The organism is Streptomyces sp. BL1, from assembly GCF_057628045.1.
Window position 1 is genome coordinate 6,787,223 of the sequence record NZ_JBXYWZ010000002.1, and the last position, 17,677, is coordinate 6,804,899.

Here is a 17,677-nt window from a genome sequence, read left to right on the forward strand (position 1 = left end):
CCCCACTCCGGCCCCGCGCACGCCCGCGCGGGGCCGGGCCCGGTCAGCCGTCCCCGCCCTCCCCGGAGGGCGGCGCACCCCGGACCAGGCGTGCCACATCGCACGCCGCGTACACGACCCCGGCCGGCGCGCCGGGGTCCCGCGAAAGGTCCCGCAGCACCGGCCCCAGCCTCCGCCGGAACCGCCCGGAACTCACCTCCTCCAGCTGCGCGGGCAGCTCTGCGAGAGCCGCCTCGCACTCCTGCCACGCACCGCACGCGGCCGAGGCCTTCACGAGGGCGAGGGTGTAGAAGAGCAGTCTGCGGCCGTTCGGCCCCGCGGACTGCGCCAGCGTGTCGAAGCCCTGCCGGAAGCGGGTCAGCGCGGCGTCCGGTTCACCGAGGTCGAGCAGCAGATCGCCTTCGTGGCCCGTGAGTTCACACGCGTCGACCCAGTGGGTCCAAGCCGGGTCGCGGGCCGTGTACGAGTCGTCCAGCGCACCGCGCGCGGCGGCGAGTTCGTCGCGCCCGCGCCGCCTCTCACCGGTGAGGGCGAGGGCCCTGGCCCGGCGCACGCGGGCGAGGAGGGCGACGCGGGGCGGCACACGCAGCCCGGACAGCAGGTCGTCCGCGATGCGCAGTGCTTCCGCCGGCCTGCGGTATTCGACGTCCTGCATGGCGAGGTTGGTCAGCGCGAACCATTGCGCGGGCCGGTCCCCGGCCCCGCGGGCCAGCATGTGCGCCTCCAGCGTCGCCGTACGGGCCGCCTCCGGCCGGTCCGCGTCGTACAGGAGCCATCCGGCGATCTCGGCCAGCTCGGCGACGGCCGACGCGTACGAGCGCCGATGCCGTTCGGGAACCGCACCCGTGTCGAGCTTCCGCTGCGCCGACTGCCACACCTGCACGGCAACGGAAGCCACATGGTCGCCGCCGTGACGGTTGTCGTGGTCGAGGAGATGCCGGGCGGTCTCCCGCAGATACGCCAGGTCGGCTTCGCTGCCCGGTGCGGAGCGGTCCGGCCCGGCGAGGGGTTCCGGCCGTACGTCGGCGCGCAGCGAGCCGTCGCAGCCGAGGAACTCGTCGAGTGCGTCGACGAGTTGCGCGGAGGGGAGCTGCCTGCGGTTGAGGACCCGCGACAGGTAGGCCGGGTCGTAATTGAGGGCACGGGCGGTTCCGCGGACCGTCTGCCGGCGTGCGGCGAGGGCGGCACGGACCCGTTCTGCGAAGTCGGCCATCGCTGCCTCTCCGGAGTGGTGACCGTTGACAACGATTCTAGTCACCGTCAGTCAACTCCCGGATACGCCGACCCACATGAAGCCTGGACGGCATCACCGATTCCGGACAGGGAGAACCGACATGAACGGATGGCGAGCGGAAGACTGTGAGCGGTCGGAGGGTGCGCGCGCCGCGTCACCACTCCGGCTGCTCCCGTGGAGCGGCCAGGACGGCAAACCGTGCTACTTGTCGGCCGCCGGCGACGGCGGGTACATCGCCCGCCTCGCCGACGAATTGGAAGCCGTGCAACTGACCATGGGCGCCGAACTCCTCACTCACGGCGCGCACATGCTCGACGAGCCGACGGTGTCGACACGCGAACTACGTTTTCTTGTCGCGCGATTCGGCGAGGCCCTCGAGGACGCCCTGCGCATTGCCGAGAGCAGGGGAGCGCGGCTCGCGGCGGGGGAGGGGCGGAAAGGCCGCTCCAATTGATCCCGGCGGCGCAGGGCCGACGCACGTGAGCCACGCAACAGGCCCCTTGATCGATTTTCCGCGTCTCTTCGCGGCCTCCTAGGGTCCCCCGGATTCATCGCCGAGGACCAGACCGAACGCGACCGCGAAAGTGAGTGGCCAGAGCGTGTATGACGGGCGGCATTCCCCACGCACTCTGCGGTGGGCGCAGTGGGCACACGGAGCGTTCATTGTTTTGACCGCGACCGCGTTTGTCTTCGACATCATTGACGGCGCTTCGGTGCTGCAGGTGGTCGGTCGTGCCGCAGCCTGCGTCCTGTTCGTTTGCTGGTTCGTCATGGTGCTGCGTGAGCGGCGCAAGCGCGCAGCCGAGGGTGCAGGAGGTCTCTCGTGACGGATCCCCTGGGCCCGCCGACCCGCCGGAGGATACGTACCGCGCAGGTGCTCGGGCTGAGCTCGGCGGCATTCATGGTCACCGGAGGGGTGACGGCGCTCTTCGCTGACAGCCCATGGATCTTCGCGCTGCCGCTCCTGTCCCTGGGCATGACGTCGACCGCGAACGTCATCTCCATCCGGCGCATGAAACGGGAGCTGAGAGAGCGGGAACTCCGGGAGGGCGAGCTGTGAGTGACAGTGGCGGTGGCGGAGGTACCCCGCACGGCTTCTTCCAGGACCCCTTCGGCCGGAGCGACCTCTCGGAAAGACAGGCGACGGGCTGCATCACGATCGTGTACGGCGTTCTGGGCGTGCTCCTGGGTGGACTCCTTGGGCCGGGGCTGTCGGCAGTCCTCCGGCTGTCCCCAACAGGCGGCGACGTTCTGTCCGGTGGGGCTTTGCTCGTCGGCGGCGTAGGCGGTGCATGGGCCGCCCGCCGGATCGCGCGGCGAGGCGCGGAAGACAAGCGACTCGCACAGCTCCGCGCGGAGTACTACAACGACGACGCGGAGGACGAGTTGTGAGGGGTATCCGCCTGCTGAACCACGTGAGCCGTGTAACAGGTCCCTTGATCGATTTTCCGCTCCTCTTCGCGGTCTCCTAGGGTCCCCCGGATTCATCACCGAGGACCGGACCAGACGGAGACGCAACCATGGGCAGAACACCACTCTGGCGGCGCATGTCGCCCCGCCGGAGACTGCAGTTGCTGTGGACGTCCACGGTCATCCTCGTGCTCTGCACGGTTTACCTGGTGGTGGAATTCTCCGTGAACGGCGCTCCGTGGAAGGCCGTGTTGGCGGCCGCCCTTTACGGCGCGATGACCGTGAGCAATCTCTGGCAGATCTGCGGAATCCACCGCGAGCGCCGCCGGAAGGCGGGCCTGACGTTGACGGGACCGGAGGGGACCGCCGAACCATGATGTCCCACCACCCGATCCAGGGGCCCGGTGCCGGTGCCAGTGATGAGAAGCCCGGCAAGGTCACGGTCACGCTGACCCGGATCATGTACCTCGTGCTTGGCGCAGCCCTTACCGGAGGCGTCACGCAGGCGCTGTTCGGTGTCTTCGTACTGTCCGTATCCGCTGCGGCCGTGTTCGCGTGCGCGTGCATCGCATGGAACGTCACGCGGATCATCACGCGAACCCCGGACGATGAACTGGGCCTCGTCGGCCGCTTCTTGACCACCCGGACCGGCGGCTACTGCTTCCTGATCGGCTCAGTGATTATGACCGTTCTCATCGTGTGGCACCTCGCCACCATCATGGGCAAGCCGTGCTTCGCGAAAAGGCTCTGCTAATGGCCCCTGCCGGGGGATTCACGGGGGAGTAAAACGTCTACCTGGCGGGAGAGTTGAGGGTCTGGTGCGTGGGGTGGCGGCATAGGCAGAATCGGCGTCATTGCGGTGACAGTCCGCCGGTTGTCGGTCGGCGTACGTGAGTCGTGCAACAGATCCCTTGATCGATTTTCCGCGTCGCTTCGCGGTCTCCTAGGGTCCCCCGGATTCATCGCCGAGGACGAGACCGAACGGAGACCGATCCATGGGCCACATACCGGCCCCCTGGCCCATGCGGCCCCGGCCGTCAGCGGTTGCGGCGCCGCGTGGGTCACGTGGCGGTTCGCACGACGCGACACGGAAGACAAGCGGCTTCAGCGGCTCCGCGCGGAGTACGGCTACAGCGACGACGACGGCAGCGATCCGCAGCAGGACGGTGAGTCATGAGTGACGCGAGTCTCGACGGCTCGAATGAGATGTCAGCCAAAGGGAAGTTTCGTCTCTATCTGGCGGCCGTCGTCGTGTGCGGCGTCGTATTTGTTTCCGACGTCCTGGGGCTGTTCGGCGTCTTTTTCCTGGTGTTCGGCTTCGCGTGCTTCGCCTACGCGCTCGACTGGGCAGACGTCGCATGGCGTCATAAGCGTCGTGTCCGGACGTTCGTCGCGGTCGTGTACGGCGTCTGGACCGGGCTGGTTCTTGCGAACTGCGTGCTGGCGATGTCGGGAGGTGACGTCCCACGGCCCATTGCGGCTGCGATCGGCCTCGTGGTCGGCGGCGCCCTGACCGTCCGACGGATCACGCGGGCCCGTTCGGAGTCCGACAGCGGCGGCGAGAAGGCCCAGAAGAACGAGGGCGGCGGGCTGACGTGTACTCAGGGTCCGGCAGTGTTTCCGACGGGGTGCGGTTTGTGATGACCGTTGTCGGTGCCGTCCTCGGCGGCATCGTGGGCTCGTACTCGCACTTCGGCCTGGATCCCATGGCCCTCGGCTGGGGCGGTTTCGTGGGTGCGGGGGCTGCCGGGTACTACCTGGGCAAGCGCGTCGTGAAGTTCCTCAGCGCGTACATGGAAGTTGACGTCCCCGTACGTGAAGCAGGCGACCTGAAACAGGGGTTCCGTCAGCTCTGGTGTGACTGGAAACGCAAGCACGGCCGGTAAGTCCCGCGCCGCCACGGCAGGCGCATGGCTCTGGAGGGGCGGGGCAGCGTGCCGCAGGATGGGGTGGTGAGTGCGGGGAGTGGGGAGACGGGCCGTGGTGGGGAGTCCGTGTTGTCGCGGGCTGTGCGGATCTTCGACGTGTTCACGCCGGAGGACACGAGTCTGACCGTGTCGCAGGTTGCCCGCCGTTCGGGGCTGCCGCTGGCCACGGCGTCGAGGATGGTGGCCGAACTGGTCGGGCACGGACTGCTGGCGCGCGGCCCGGACCGGCGGGTGCGGGTCGGCGTGCGCATGTGGGAGCTGGCCATGCGGGCCTCGCCCACGCTGGGGCTGCGGGACGCGGCGATGCCCCTCATGGAGGGGGTGCACGAAAGCGTCGGCCACCACGTGCAGTTGGGCGTACTGGACGGCGACGACGTGCTGTTCCTGGAGCGGCTCTCCGCGCCGGGAGCCGTGCTCAACTACACCCGCATCGCGGGGAGGATGCCGCTGCACGTGTCCTCCAGCGGACTCGTCCTGCTTGCCCACGGCACGTACGACCTGCGGGAACGTACGTTGCGGGCTCCGCTGCCCGCCCGTACGCGGCACACCCCCACCGATCCGGCGCGGCTGCGCGGCGTGCTCGACGACATCCGCCGCCGGGGCTACGCGATGTGCCCCGGATACGTGCACGAGAACGTGCTCGGCATCGCGGCCCCCGTACGGGACGGCCGCGGCACCGTCGTGGCCGCGCTCTCCGCGATCGTGCCCAACGACCAGCGGACGGCGGCCCGTACGGTCGTGCCCGTGGTGACGGCCGCAGCGCGCGGCATCTCCCGCGTACTCGCCGCGTCCCGTACTCCGGCGGCGAATGCCGACGGCCCCTTCCACTGAGTGAGAACCCCGTCGCGGCCGGGCCGCGCACCCCCGCATGCTTCCGGCGGAGCAGCCGGTGACGGAGCCGGCAACCCGGTGAGGGGAGGCGGCAGTTGGCGGACACAAGAGTCACGCGGCAGGCCACGGCGGTGCGAGTGGCGGAGAAGCAGACCGTGGCCGACGGGGTGGTCGCGCTCACCCTGGCCCACCCGGAGGGGAAGCGGCTCCCCGACTGGACGCCCGGCGCGCACATCGACCTCTTCCTGACGGACGGGGAGACGCGCCAGTACTCGCTGTGCGGCGACCGCTGGGACGCGCACACGTACCGCATCGCCGTGCTGCGCGAGCAGGACGGCCGCGGCGGATCGGCGTACGTACACGACCGGTTGGCCCCCGGCGACACGGTCGGCCTCGGCGGGCCGCGCAACCACTTTCCCCTCGTCCCCTCCTCGACATATCTCTTCATCGCCGGCGGCATCGGCATCACACCGCTGCTGCCGATGATCCGTCAGGCGGCCCTGCTGGAGGCCGACTGGGAGCTGCTGTACGGGGGCCGGACCCGCAGCTCCATGGCGTTCCTGGACGAACTCGCCCCGTACGGCGGCCGGGTGCGGGTCGTGCCGGAGGACGAGTACGGGCTGCTCGACCTGGCCGGCCGGCTCGCGGAACCGGGGCCCGGCTCCGGCGCGAAGGTGTACTGCTGCGGGCCCGCCCCGCTGCTGGCGGCCCTGGACGGGGCCGCCGCGGGATGGCCCGCGTACTCCGTGCGCACGGAGCGGTTCACGGCGGCCCCCGCGGCGGCGCCCGTACGGCACGCGCCGTTCGAGGTGGAGCTGGCCCGGACCGGGACCTCGGTCACGGTGCCGCCGGAGGTGTCCGTGCTGGACGCCGTACGGGGCGCGGGTGTCGACGTTCTCTCGTCCTGCAGGCAGGGCACGTGCGGGACCTGCGAGACCGGGGTGCTCGCGGGCCGCCCCGACCACCGCGACGCGGTCCTCACCGACCGTGAACGGGAGGCCGGCGACTGCATGTTCGTGTGCGTCTCCCGCTCCCGCACCGACCGCCTCGTCCTCGACCTCTGACTGTGGCGATCCGACCGCGCTGCCACCGGCCGCGTTGCCATCGCCTGCGCTGAGACCTCTGACCGCGCTGCCACCGACCGACTGCGCTGCGACCTCGACCGCGCTGCCACCGACTGCGCTGAGACCACTGACCGCACTGCCACCGACCGACCGTGCTGCGACCTCTGACCGCGCTGCGACCTCTGACCGTGCTGTGACTTCTGACTGCCCCGGGAGACCTGATGCCGATGCCGGCCGTACGGAAATCCGCTTCACCTGTGCACGACGCCGACCCGTTCGCGGACCGCCACCTGTCGGATCCGCTGCCGCTGCAGGCCGAACTGCGCGCCGCCGGGCCGGTTGTGTATCTGAGCCGGTACGACGTGCACGCCCTGCCCCGGTACGCGGAGGTACGGGCGGCCCTCACCGACTGGCAGAACCTCCGGTCCTCCGCCGGCGTCGGCCTCGCCGACTTCCGTACGGAGCAGCCGTGGCGGCCGCCGAGTCTGCTGCTCGAAGCCGATCCGCCGCTGCACGACGCACCGCGGCGGGTGCTGTCCGGCCTGCTCGGGCCGCGAGCGCTGCGGCGGCTGCGCGAACGGTGGTCGGCGGCAGCCGAGGAGCTTGTCGACTCGGTACTGGCACAGGGCCCGGAGTTCGACGCCGTACCGGCGCTCGCCGAGGCGTTCCCCCTGCGGGTCTTCCCGGACGCGGTCGGCCTGCGGCCTGAGGGGCGCGAACACCTGCTGCCGTACGGGGACTTCGCGTTCAACGCCTTCGGCCCCCGTAACGGCCTCGTCGAACGGGGCGCCGCGCACGCGGGAGAGCATGCGGCGTGGGTGAACGCCCAGTGCGCACGGGAGGCGCTGGACGGGGACGGTTTCGGGGCGGCGATCTGGGCGGCAGCGGACCGCGGGGAGCTGACGTACGAACAGGCGCCGCTGGTCGTACGGTCGTTGCTCACGGCGGGTGTGGACACGACGGTGCACGGGCTGGCCGCCGTACTGCACGCCTTCGCCACGCACCCCGGCGAGTGGCAGCGGCTGCGGGCCGAACCCCGGCTCGCCCGGATGGCGTTCGACGAGGCGGTGCGGTGGCAGTCGCCCGTGCAGACCTTCTTCCGTACCGCCGTGCGGGATGTCGACCTCGGCGGGTGCACCGTTCCCGGCGGCGGGAAGATCCTGATGCTGCTCGGCTCGGCCAACCGCGACCCGCGTCATTGGGCGGACCCCGACACCTTCGACCTCGGCCGGGACGCGTCGGCGCATGTGGGCTTCGGCATGGGCATCCACCAGTGCGTGGGACAGCACGTGGCGCGCCTGGAAGCGGAGACACTGCTCACCGCGCTGGCCGCGCGCGTACCGACGCTCACGCCGACGGCGCCGCCCCGCCGCCACCTCAACAACACGCTGCGCGCCTTCACTTCACTGCCGTTGCGGGCCGGGGGTGTGTGAGCCGGGGCATCTGGACGGAAGTTGGAGAGCAGCCGCCCCTGTACGGTTGCCCGAGGCAATAGTTACCGCAACGTAACTTACTGGGGAGTTACCTACGGTAAGACCCCGCTGCTAGCTTGCGCTCACCTGCATCGGAGCAGAGCGAGGAGTGAGTCGTGAGCCGCACGAGAACCCGTTCGCGTTCCATCGCCGTCGTGTCGGAAAGCGAGACCGACCGCGCGCATGCCCCGCGCCACAGACCCGACCGCGTACGGCTGTTGGCCACCGTCGTGGCCGCGGCCGCCTGTGTGGGGCTGTCCGCGTCGTCGGCCTTCGCCACGACGCCGGCCTCCACCGCGGAGCCCGCCGCCGGTCAACCTGACGCCGGTCAACCCGACGCCGACCCGGAGGCGGGAGAGTCGCGCGGGGTGCCGATCCCCGCATTCTACGATCCGCCGTTCGAACTGCCCGCCGCCAATGGCGAGTTGATCCGCAAGGAGCCGCTGCCCCTCGGGCTGAGCCTTCCCGGTCTGGACGGGCGTCCGATGCCGGGTACCGCGACCCGGCTGATGTACAAGTCGACAGACTCCAACGGGAAGCCCGTCGCGGTGACCGGCTCCTATATCGAGCCCTCCGCGAAGTGGAAGGGTGACGGCCCCCGCCCTCTGGTGGCGGTCGCCTCCGGCACGATGGGGCAGGGCGACCAGTGCGCCCCGTCCCTGGCACTGGAGCACCCGCTGACACTCAACGGCAAGACCACGTCCGTCGGTTACGAGAATCTGTCGATCTATCGCCTTCTCGCCAAGGGCGCCGCAGTGGTCGTCACCGACTACGCCGGCCTGGGCGCGACCGACCGGCTGCACACGTACGTCAACCGCGTCGACGAGGGGCACGCGCTGCTGGACGCCGTCCGCGCGGCGCGCTCCGTACCCGGGGCGTCGATCAGGGACGACTCGCGGGTCGGCCTGTACGGCTACAGCCAGGGCGGCGGCGCCGGTGCCTCGGCCGCCGAACTGCAGCCCTCGTACGCGCCGGACGTCAAGCTGGCCGGTACGTACGCCGGGGCGCCGCCCGCCGATCTGACCGCCGTGATGAAGGGCATCGACGGCAGCGCGCTGGCCGGCGCGCTGGGCTGGTCGATCAACGGATTCGCCCAGTCGGACCCGGACCTGAAGGACGTCGTCGACGAGAACGTCAACGCCGAAGGCCGGAAGGCATTGAAGGACACGTCGACCATGTGCGTCGGGGACGCGATCCTCGGCTACGGCTTCACCAAGAGCACCAAGTGGACCAACAGCGGCAAGTCCCTCGGCGACATCATCGCCGCCGAGCCCCGCGCCCAGGCAGTGCTCGACAAGCAGCGCATCGGGAAGCTGAAGCCCGCGGGCCCGGTACGGCTGGCCACCGGCATCGAGGACGACATCGTTCCGCACGCGCAGGCCCGCCAGTTGGCCGTGGACTGGTGCCGCAAGGGCGGCGACGTCACGTACGAAGGGCTGAAGCTGCCGAACCTCGGCGACAAGATCCTCACGAACCATCTCGCGCCGCTCCTCACCGACCAGGGCGACGCGATCTCCTGGCTGACCGACCGCCTCTCGGGCAAGCCGGCCCTGTCCAACTGCGCGACGGTCCCCAACTCCCGCTGACCATCAGCACGTTGACCCTCCCGCCCGCCGGATCCCGAGCCCGGCGGGCGGGCTTCAGCGGGACGGCCCCGTACCCCTCAGGTGAGCCCCGCCGCGGACAGCAGCTCCCACACGCGCTCCGGCGTCAGCGGGGTCGCGGTCAGATGCGGGGCGATCTCGGGTACGGCGTCCGCCACGGCGTTGGCGACCGTCACCGGCGGCGGGAGGCAGCCGCCCTCACCGAGGCCCTTGAAGCCGCCCGGCGTGAACTGGCTGCGGGTCTCGGTGTGTTCGACCTCCACCGTGGGCACATCGGCGGGTCCGGGCAGCGCGTAGTCCCACAGGGAGGTGGCCAGCGGCTGGGCTGTGACCGGGTCGAAGGTGCACTCCTCCAGGAGGGCGAGGCCGAGGCCCTGGGCGACGGCGCCCGTGATCTGCCCGTCGGCGATGAGCGGGTTGACCAGCACACCGCTGTCGTTCACCGTCCAGTAGCCCTCCACGGTGACGGCTCCGGTGTCGAGGTCGACGGCCACGGCCGCGGCGTGCGCCGCGTAGGCGAACGTGAGCGCCGGCGTGTCGAAGTCGACGGTCTCCTCCAGCTGGATGCGGTCGTGCTCGGCGCGCCCCCAGCCCAGCCAGCCGCGTTCCGCGATCTCCCGCCAGGTGGCGGTGCCGCCGGTCTTGCCCGCGGTGAACACGCCGTCGGCGAGGCGGATGTCCTCGGTCGCCGTGCCCAGATAGCGCGCGGCGAGCCCGTCCATGCGTTCCCGCATCCGGGCCCCCGCCTGCAGGAGCGCGCCGCCCGAGAGCACCACCGAACGGCTGGCCTGGGAGGACATCTCCGAGTGCGGACAGGTGGCGGTGTCGCCGAGCTGCACGGACACCAACTCCATGGCGACACCGAGCTGTTCGGCGACGATCTGCGTCAGCGCCGTCTCGATGCCCTGCCCCATGGAGACGACCCCGGCGAACACGGTGACGGTGCCGTCCTCGTTGACACGGATCCGTCCGCCCTCCCAGCCGCTCGCCTCCGTGCCGACCATCTCCAGCAGCGCGGTCGGCGCGAAGCCCGTCATCTCGACGCTCGGCGTGACCGCCATCCCGCGCCGGACACGCGTCCCCGGCGCGTCGCGGCCGGACGGCGGCGCGTCGCCACCGGGCGTCGGCGCGGCGCGCCCCACGAGGTCCGTGACGCGGCGTACGGCGGCCGGATAGTCGCCGGTGTCGTACGTGAGCTGGGAGCGCGTCGTGTACGGCATGTCCGCGGCGCGTACGAGGTTCCGTTCGCGCAACTCGGCTGAAGGCAGGCCCAGTTCACGTGCGGCCTCCTCGACGAGCCGTTCCCGGATCCAGGCGGACTCCTGCATGCCGTAGCCGCGGTAGGCCCCGGTCGGCACGGTGTTGGTGTAGACGGCGGTGACGGTCGCACCGGCCCGCCCGAACCGGTACGGGCCCTCCAGTGTCTGCCCCGTCACCTGGAACGGGCCCGAGCCGCCCTGGGTGGCGAACGCGCCGAGGTCCCCGTACACCCGCGCCTCCACCGCCAGGAAGCGCCCCTCATCGTCCAACGCCAGCCGTGCGGTGGAGCGTTGGCCGCGCCCCTGGTAGCTCGCGGTGAGCGCCTCCGTGCGGTCCTCGGTCCACTTCACGCGGCGGCCCAGGAGCTTCGCGGCGAGGCACACCAGCAGTTCGTCGATGTAGAGCGTGGACTTGCCGCCGAACGCGCCGCCGACGTCCGGCACCCGTACCTGGATCTGGTCCACCCGCAGCCCCAGCGCCGTGGCGAGCCCGAACCGTACGGCGTGCGGCACCTGCGTACTGCTCCACACCGACAGCTGTCCCACAGCCGGCACCCACTCGGCCAGGAGGCCGCGCGGCTCCAGGGAGCAGAAGCTCACCCGCTGCACGGTGAACTCGCGGGAGACGATGTGCGCGGCGCCGGCCATGGCGGCCTCCACCTCCGACTCCGGGTCGCCCAGGCGCAGTTCGCCCGCGATGTTGGTGCCGTTCTCCGGGTACAGCAGCGGTGCCCCCGCGGCGAGCGCTGCCGGGACGCCGGCCACGGCGGGCAGTGGCTCGACGGCGATCTCGACACGTTCGGCGGCGTCCTCGGCCGCGGCGCGGCTGCGCGCCACCACCAGTCCGATCGGCTCGCCCACGTAGCGCACGGTGCGCACGGCGGGACGGATGCCGGGTCGCTGCCCTGGGATGTGCCAGATGGTGGGCAGCGTCCCCACGTGCCGTTCGATGTCGTCCGGGCCGATGACGAGCGGCACGTCCCCGTCGGCGAGGGCCGCGGACGCGTCGAAGCGGGTGATGCGGCCGTGCGCGACCGGGCTGCGCAGGACGGCGCAGTGCAGCGCGGCGGCGTCGTCGATGTCGTCGGCGTACCGTCCGTCGCCCCGCAGCAGCCGTGGATCGTGGGGACGCGGCATGGGCCGGCCGATGTACCGGGGACGTGAACTCCCCGCAGTCTGCCGGGCGTTCACCGGGTTCCTCCCTCGGTCCGTGCGCGCTCCTTCCAGCGGCGTTCGACCGCGGCGCGGATGCCGGCGTAGCCCGTGCAGCGGCAGCGGTGGCCCGCCAGCACCTCGCCACCGGCCTCCGCCGCGGACATCCCCTCGCGTTCGGCTGCCGTGAGGCTCATGAGGATGCCGGGTGTGCAGAAGCCGCACTGCAGTCCGTGCTCGGTCCGCAACGCGTCCTGCAGCCCGGTGAGTTCACCGCCGTCGGCGAGCCCTTCGACGGTCTCCAGGCTGTGCCCGTCGGCCTGGACGGCCAGCAGCAGGCACGCGCGTACGGGTACGCCGTCGAGCAGAACGGTGCACGCGCCGCACACCCCCTCCTCGCAGCCCACATGGGTGCCGGTGAGGCCCAGCCCGTGCCGCAGGAAGTCGCTGAGGAGGGTACGCACCTCCGTACGGGCCGTATGCGTCTGCCCGTTGACGGTCACGCCGATCTCGCGCATCTGTGCCCCGGTCATGCCGCGCCCCCTCCGCCGTCGCCTTTGCGGCCTTCGCTGTCGTCGCCGTCGCCTTCGCCGGTCAGGCGGGCCAGCGCCCGGCGGACGACCGTGCCCAGCAGGGCCGTCCGGTAGGCGCTGCTGCCGTGCGGGCCCGGCGGCGGGTCGGCCTCGCCCCGCGCCGCGGTCACCACCTCGTCCACGTCGTCCTGCAGCGGGGTGAACTGCCGTCCCGTCAGGGCCTCTTCCGTCGCGGTGAGCCGAAGGGGCCGGTCCGCGACGCCCGCCCCGGCGAGGCGTGCCTCGGTCACCCGGCCGGTGGCGTCGCACCGGACGCCGGCGCAGACTCCCACCAGCGGAAATCCGCCCTGCCCCGAGCGGGTGACCTCGGTGAAGCAGAACCGGAACCCGTCGTGCAGCGGCAGCTCGACCGACACCAGCAGCTCACCGGGCCGCCGCGCGGTCGCCCCACCGGGCCGGTAGAAGTCCCGGGCCTCCACGGTGCGTTCCCCGTCGACGGAGCGCAGCCGCAGCCGGGCGTCCAACGCGACGGCCAGGGCGGGCAGTTCGGCCGCCGGATCCGCATGGCACAGCGATCCGCCGAGGGTGCTGCGGTTGCGGATCTGCGGGTGCGCGACGAGCCGTACGGTCTCGCGCAGCACCGGCAGGGCCGCGGCCAGCGCGGTGTCCCGCTCCAGAGCGCGCAGCCGGGCGAGCGCGCCGATGCGGACCGAACTGCCCGTGTACTCCACGGTGTCCAGGCCGGGCAGCCCGTTGAGGTCGACGACAGTGGCGGGCCGGACTCTGCGGTGGTTCAGCAGCGGCAACAGGCTCTGCCCGCCGGCCAACGGCACCGTCCCGTCACCCGCCCGGGCCGTCAACTCCAGCGCCTCATCGAGGCTTCGCGGTGCCAGGTACTCGAACACAGGAGGTTTCAACGGGACCTCTTCCGGCTCGCCTGCACGATAGGCGGACTACACCCGCCCACCCTCAGCCCTCCCGCCCCCGGCGGCAAGGCCCCCGGAGGCTGATTGCCCCGAAGCCGGTGCGGCGACGGCGAGTTGAGGCCGGATGCGTCGGGGTGCCGTCGGCGGCGGGTGGGGGAGCGGTGCGTCGGGAGAAATGCGAACTCGGCGTGGGGCAGGCCGTGTCGGGGCGGCGCAATAGAATTGTGTGTTCCGTCCACGCGGGGGTGGTTCCGTCAATTGCGGGGGCGGGCTCATTTTCGGCTGGCGCAAAAGGCTCTGATCAATTCTGTTCACCCGTACGGGTGATGGCCCGTCATGTTCGGCCGACATAGCTTCGACTCAGTGGTTCCGAACGGAACTTGGAGGGGGAAACATGTCGGCACGATTCGCTTTCATGCAGCAGCCGGGGCAGGAGTTCGTTTTCGAGGTCCAGGACGAAGAATTGATCAAGCATGCACGCAGGATCGTCTCCGGTGAGGAGAAGACCCAGGTCCACGTGCACGGCAGGCTCATAAAGCGTACGCAGCCGTACAACCCGACGTGGAGTTTCCACCTCGACCCGGCGACCATCCGGTTCTTCGAGATGGCGATCGAGGTCTGCGACGCGAACATGCAGTATGTCGAGGATCATCTGGACGAGGCATGCGGCGCGTTCCTGCCCGGGTGCCACTGGTGTCCGTGGGATTCCCACGTGGTCCGCGAAATCACCTAGTAAGCGGGGCGATTGCCGCCGGGAAAAGCCCGGGGGCGGCTCCGGCCGATGGTGTTCCCATGGCCGGGGCCGCCCCTTTGTTCGTGACCGGTGGGGTCAGTCGGTGTGTTCCAGGGCGAGGTCGAAGGCGTCCGCGCCCTGGTCGGTGACCGTGAGCGGCGTGGCGGCCGGCGGGTAGCCGCTGGCGACCACCGTGTACTGCGCCTCCGCCAGGTCGGTGAAGGCGTACGCGCCGTCGCTGCCCGTCGTGCGCAGCGCGATCACGTTGCCCGCCGCGTCCAGGAGGGAGACCCGGGCGTCCTCCAGGGGCGAACCGTTCGCTCCCCGTACGGTGCCGCGCAGCACCGCCGCGGAGCGCAGCTGCGCGTCCTGGTGGGTGAGGCCGCCGCCGGCGACCTCCACCGAGCTGGTGAAGGGCTGGAAGCCGGCCGCGCTGGCCGTCAACGTGTAGCCGCCCGGGACCAGTTCGGTCAGCCGGTACGCGCCGTCGTCGCCGGACGTGGCCGCCTGGGCGACTTCGCCGCGGGTGTCGGTGGCCACGACCAGCGCGCCCGCGACCGGCTCGGAGCCGGCGAGGACCGTACCGCTCAACCCGCTGCTGCCGGCCAGCACCACGTCGTGGTCCAGCGGCGTCACGTCCACGCTGAGCGTGGCCACCCGCGGCTGCCGCCCCGTGGCGGAGCCGACCAGGATGTAGCTGCCGGCGTCCGGCGCGTCCACCCCGTACCGGCCGTCCTGGCCGGTCGCGGCGCGGGCCAGCTGACGGCCCGTCGGGTCGATGAGGGTGACCGCCGCGCCGGGCACGGGCGCGCCGCCCTCGTCCACGACCCGGCCGCGGATGCCGGGACCGGAGGCACCGGCCGGGACAGGCCCGGCCTGCGCCGGCACGGCCGTCGTGGCCGTCTGCTCGACAGCCGGAGCGGCCACCGCGGACTCCTCGGACTGCTGAGCCGCGGCCTGCTGGGCGTACGGCTTGCCGCGCCGGTAGAGGAACAGCGTGACGAGGAGACCGGCGACGAAGAACCCGGCCGCCCACCAGTACGCGGTGGAGTAGCTGTGCAGGCTCGCGTTGGCCATGTTGAGCTTCGTCGGCGCGCGGCCGTCCATGTAGCTGGTGACGGCGCTGGAGGCCACGGTGCTGAACAGCGCGGTGCCGATCGAACCGCCCACCTGCTGCATGGTGTTGATGGCCGCCGAGGCCACGCCCTGGTCCTTCGGCGCGACGCCGAGGGTGGCGAGGCTCATCGCCGGCGGCATCACCAGGCCGAGTCCCGCGCCGAGCAGCAGCAGGGACGGCAGGATGTGCGGCGCGTACGAGCTGTGCAGGTCCAGCTGCGTGAGCAGGGCCAGACCGCCGGCCGCCAGGCCCATGCCGACCGGGACGATCGGCTTGGGGCCGATCTTCGGGACGAGCACGGTCGTGGCGATCTGCGCGACCACCATCAGCATGCCGATCATCGGCAGGAACGACAGGCCGGTCTTGACCGGCGTGTAGCCCTGGATCTGCTGCAGGTAGTAGGTGAGGAAGAGGAAGACGCCGAACATGCCGGCGCCGGAGATGAACACCGAGGCGAAGGACGCGCCGCGGTTCCGGTCGGCGAACACCCGCAGCGGCAGCAGCGGGTTCTTCGCACGGGTCTGCCACACACCGAAGAGCAGGATCACCACGGCACCGGCCGCGAGGAAGACCCAGCACATCCAGTTGCCCCACGAGTGCGTCTCGGCGTTGGAGAAGCCGAAGACGACGCAGAACAGACCGACGGAGATCAGCAGTGTGCCCAGCAGGTCCAGCCGGGGCCGCTGCGCGGCGGCGGGCCTGCGGACGAAGAGCAGCGTGCCGACGATGGCGACGGCGGCGATGACGAGGTTGACGTACAGCGTCCAGCGCCAGTCGAGGTGCTCGGTGAGCACACCGCCCAGCAGCATCCCGAGCGCACCGCCGGAACCGGCGATGGCGCCGAACACGCCGAAGGCCTTGGCGCGTTCCTTCGGGTCGGTGAAGGTCGTCGTCAGCAGCGACAGCGCGGACGGCGCGAGCACGGCACCGAAGATGCCCTGCAGTGCCCGTCCCGCGACCAGGACCGAGAAGTCACCGGCTGCTCCGGCCAGCGCCGAGGAACCGGCGAAGCCTATGAGGCCGATGAGGAGGGTGGTCTTGCGTCCGAGCAGGTCGGCCAGCCGCCCGCCGAGCAGCAGGAGGCTGCCGAAGGCGAGCGAGTAGGCGGTGACGACCCACTGCCGGCCGTCGTTGCTGAAGCCCAGGTCCTGCTGTGCCGAGGGCAGCGCGATGTTCACGATGGTGGCGTCGAGGACGACCATCAGCTGGGCCAGGCCGATCACGACCAGTACCCACCAGCGGTGCGGCACGTGGTGCGGGGCCGGCTCCGCCTTCGCGGCGGGTGCCGGGCCGGGCGGTGGAGCGCCGTCGGCGCGGGTGTCGAGGGAAGTCGTTGACATGCGTAGTCCTGCTCGTTCTGGTTCGGCCCCGGAGGGTGGTGGCGGCCCGCTGGGCCGGGCGGTCGGTCAGTCCGCGTCGGTTCAACTCGGTTCTGTGGTGCCGCGGTTCTGAGCTACAGCGCTTCTGAGACGCGGCGGTTCTGTGGTGCCGCGGTTCCGTGACGAAGCGGCTCCGCGCCGGCGCGCCGGTGCGGTGGTGTGTCGGTACGGCCCCGTGGCGTACGTCCGTCCCCGCGTCGTCGCGGGGCGTTCCGTACGGCCGGGAGGCCGTGGCGCGTTACGAGGCGGTGTTCCGCAGCAGCACCGGCAGGACGACGGCGTCCAGATAGCGCGTCAGATATGCGGCGTCCGCTTCGCGTCCCTCCAGCATCGGCCGGGAGAAGACGGCTCCGCTGAACATGTGCGGGAGGAACGCGGCGGCCGGATTGTCCGGCTCGGTCTCCCCGCGTGCGACGGCCCGTTCCAGCATCGCGTTCATCACGTCGATCTCGGGCTGGACGAGCGCCGCGTGCATGGCCTTCTCGAGCTCCGCGTCCTTGCGGATGGCGAGGACGATGCCGCGCATCAGGTCGATGTCCTTCTTCACCCCGCCGATTCTTCGCGCCAGTTCGTACAGGTCGCCGCGGAGGGATCCGGTGTCCAGGCCGTCGAGGGTGAAGGGCCGCATGTGCCGCAGGGCCGCCGACACGAGGCCGGGCTTGCCCTGCCACTGCCGGTAGAGGGTGGCCTTGCTGCACCGCGACCTCGTGGCCACGGCGTCCATGGTCATCGCCTCGTACCCGTCCTCCCGGACCAGGTCCAGGACGGCGGTGAACAGCTCGCTCTCGCGCTCCGCGGTGAGCCGGGTGCGGCGCGCGCCGCAGCGCGGCTCGTCGGCCGGGGGAGGTACGGAAGCGGGCATGGCAGAGGGCATTTCTTCCTTGCTGACCTGGGGGTGTGCGAAGAGGGCTGTGCTGAGGAGAAGCGAAACTGACGAGAGAACCGAAACGGTTTCGTTCTCTTCGTAGAGGCTAGGACACTCCGAATCGAAACGCAAACGTTTCGATAGCGGGTTCGGAACGTCCCCCGGAAGGG

The 17,677-nt window shown here is 71.1% G+C and carries 19 protein-coding genes and 1 pseudogene; 13 read left to right on the top strand and 7 right to left on the bottom strand.

Annotation, left to right across the window (positions count from 1 at the left end; genetic code table 11):
* Positions 1-43: 43 nt before the first annotated feature.
* Complete coding sequence (locus AC3AGO_RS29700; RefSeq protein WP_487823338.1) at positions 44-1,213, bottom strand: helix-turn-helix domain-containing protein; 1,170 nt, start codon at positions 1,211-1,213, stop codon at positions 44-46.
* A 121-nt stretch (positions 1,214-1,334) separates the two neighbouring features.
* On the opposite strand from AC3AGO_RS29700, the gene AC3AGO_RS29705 reads away from it, so the two are divergent.
* The 12 genes from AC3AGO_RS29705 to AC3AGO_RS29760 all read left to right on the top strand — a co-directional run bounded on the left by AC3AGO_RS29705 (position 1,335) and on the right by AC3AGO_RS29760 (position 9,525).
* On the top strand, positions 1,335-1,688 hold the full coding sequence (locus tag AC3AGO_RS29705; protein WP_487823339.1) for a hypothetical protein: 354 nt from the start codon (positions 1,335-1,337) through the stop codon (positions 1,686-1,688).
* Positions 1,689-1,902: 214 nt separating this feature from the next.
* The gene (locus tag AC3AGO_RS29710) at positions 1,903-2,061 is read left to right on the top strand and encodes a hypothetical protein (RefSeq protein WP_487823340.1); all 159 of its coding nucleotides are present in this window, start codon (positions 1,903-1,905) and stop codon (positions 2,059-2,061) included.
* Positions 2,058-2,294 (top strand): hypothetical protein, encoded by a 237-nt coding sequence (locus tag AC3AGO_RS29715; protein ID WP_487823341.1) that lies wholly within the window; start codon positions 2,058-2,060, stop codon positions 2,292-2,294. Before AC3AGO_RS29710 ends, AC3AGO_RS29715 begins: the two co-directional genes overlap by 4 nt.
* Positions 2,291-2,626, top strand: coding sequence for a hypothetical protein (locus tag AC3AGO_RS29720; RefSeq protein WP_487823342.1), 336 nt, complete (start codon positions 2,291-2,293; stop codon positions 2,624-2,626). The genes AC3AGO_RS29715 and AC3AGO_RS29720 overlap by 4 nt, the downstream gene beginning before the upstream one ends.
* Positions 2,627-2,754: 128 nt before the next feature.
* Positions 2,755-3,021 carry a hypothetical protein gene (locus tag AC3AGO_RS29725; protein WP_487823343.1) on the top strand — a complete coding sequence of 89 codons (267 nt, stop codon included), beginning with the start codon at positions 2,755-2,757 and terminating at the stop codon, positions 3,019-3,021.
* A complete protein-coding gene (locus tag AC3AGO_RS29730) occupies positions 3,018-3,398 on the top strand; it encodes a hypothetical protein (RefSeq protein ID WP_487823344.1) in 381 nt (126 codons plus the stop codon). The genes AC3AGO_RS29725 and AC3AGO_RS29730 overlap by 4 nt, the downstream gene beginning before the upstream one ends.
* A gap of 419 nt (positions 3,399-3,817) precedes the next feature.
* Entirely contained in the window at positions 3,818-4,285 is a 468-nt protein-coding gene (locus tag AC3AGO_RS29735; RefSeq protein WP_487823345.1) for a hypothetical protein, read from the top strand.
* A complete protein-coding gene (locus AC3AGO_RS29740) occupies positions 4,285-4,530 on the top strand; it encodes a hypothetical protein (RefSeq protein ID WP_487823346.1) in 246 nt (81 codons plus the stop codon). Before AC3AGO_RS29735 ends, AC3AGO_RS29740 begins: the two co-directional genes overlap by 1 nt.
* 108 nt (positions 4,531-4,638) lie before the next feature.
* Complete coding sequence (locus AC3AGO_RS29745; RefSeq protein ID WP_487823347.1) at positions 4,639-5,403, top strand: IclR family transcriptional regulator; 765 nt, start codon at positions 4,639-4,641, stop codon at positions 5,401-5,403.
* 95 nt (positions 5,404-5,498) lie between these two features.
* Positions 5,499-6,467 carry a PDR/VanB family oxidoreductase gene (locus tag AC3AGO_RS29750; protein ID WP_487823348.1) on the top strand — a complete coding sequence of 323 codons (969 nt, stop codon included), beginning with the start codon at positions 5,499-5,501 and terminating at the stop codon, positions 6,465-6,467.
* A gap of 221 nt (positions 6,468-6,688) precedes the next feature.
* Complete coding sequence (locus AC3AGO_RS29755) at positions 6,689-7,900, top strand: cytochrome P450 (protein WP_487823349.1); 1,212 nt, start codon at positions 6,689-6,691, stop codon at positions 7,898-7,900.
* Between the two features lie 155 nt (positions 7,901-8,055).
* Complete coding sequence (locus tag AC3AGO_RS29760) at positions 8,056-9,525, top strand: lipase family protein (protein WP_487823350.1); 1,470 nt, start codon at positions 8,056-8,058, stop codon at positions 9,523-9,525.
* Between the two features lie 77 nt (positions 9,526-9,602).
* Here AC3AGO_RS29760 and AC3AGO_RS29765 read toward each other — a convergent pair whose 3' ends face one another.
* Genes AC3AGO_RS29765 through AC3AGO_RS29775 form a run of 3 tightly spaced genes read right to left on the bottom strand, consistent with a single transcriptional unit; the run spans position 9,603 to position 13,404 of the window.
* Entirely contained in the window at positions 9,603-11,939 is a 2,337-nt protein-coding gene (locus AC3AGO_RS29765) for a xanthine dehydrogenase family protein molybdopterin-binding subunit (RefSeq protein WP_487823351.1), read from the bottom strand.
* Positions 11,940-11,989: 50 nt separating this feature from the next.
* Positions 11,990-12,487 (bottom strand): (2Fe-2S)-binding protein, encoded by a 498-nt coding sequence (locus AC3AGO_RS29770; RefSeq protein ID WP_487823352.1) that lies wholly within the window; start codon positions 12,485-12,487, stop codon positions 11,990-11,992.
* A complete protein-coding gene (locus AC3AGO_RS29775; RefSeq protein WP_487823353.1) occupies positions 12,484-13,404 on the bottom strand; it encodes an FAD binding domain-containing protein in 921 nt (306 codons plus the stop codon). The genes AC3AGO_RS29770 and AC3AGO_RS29775 overlap by 4 nt, the downstream gene beginning before the upstream one ends.
* 403 nt (positions 13,405-13,807) lie before the next feature.
* On the opposite strand from AC3AGO_RS29775, the gene AC3AGO_RS29780 reads away from it, so the two are divergent.
* Positions 13,808-14,146 carry a BP74-related protein gene (locus AC3AGO_RS29780; RefSeq protein WP_487823354.1) on the top strand — a complete coding sequence of 113 codons (339 nt, stop codon included), beginning with the start codon at positions 13,808-13,810 and terminating at the stop codon, positions 14,144-14,146.
* A 96-nt stretch (positions 14,147-14,242) separates the two neighbouring features.
* Here AC3AGO_RS29780 and AC3AGO_RS29785 read toward each other — a convergent pair whose 3' ends face one another.
* The 3 genes and pseudogenes from AC3AGO_RS29785 to AC3AGO_RS29795 all read right to left on the bottom strand — a co-directional run bounded on the left by AC3AGO_RS29785 (position 14,243) and on the right by AC3AGO_RS29795 (position 17,504).
* Entirely contained in the window at positions 14,243-15,073 is an 831-nt protein-coding gene (locus AC3AGO_RS29785) for an MSCRAMM family protein (RefSeq protein WP_487824864.1), read from the bottom strand.
* Positions 15,074-15,106: 33 nt separating this feature from the next.
* A pseudogene (locus tag AC3AGO_RS29790) lies at positions 15,107-16,603 on the bottom strand (DHA2 family efflux MFS transporter permease subunit); the annotation flags it as partial.
* Between the two features lie 277 nt (positions 16,604-16,880).
* Positions 16,881-17,504 (bottom strand): TetR/AcrR family transcriptional regulator, encoded by a 624-nt coding sequence (locus tag AC3AGO_RS29795; RefSeq protein WP_487823355.1) that lies wholly within the window; start codon positions 17,502-17,504, stop codon positions 16,881-16,883.
* Between the last annotated feature and the right edge of the window lie 173 nt (positions 17,505-17,677).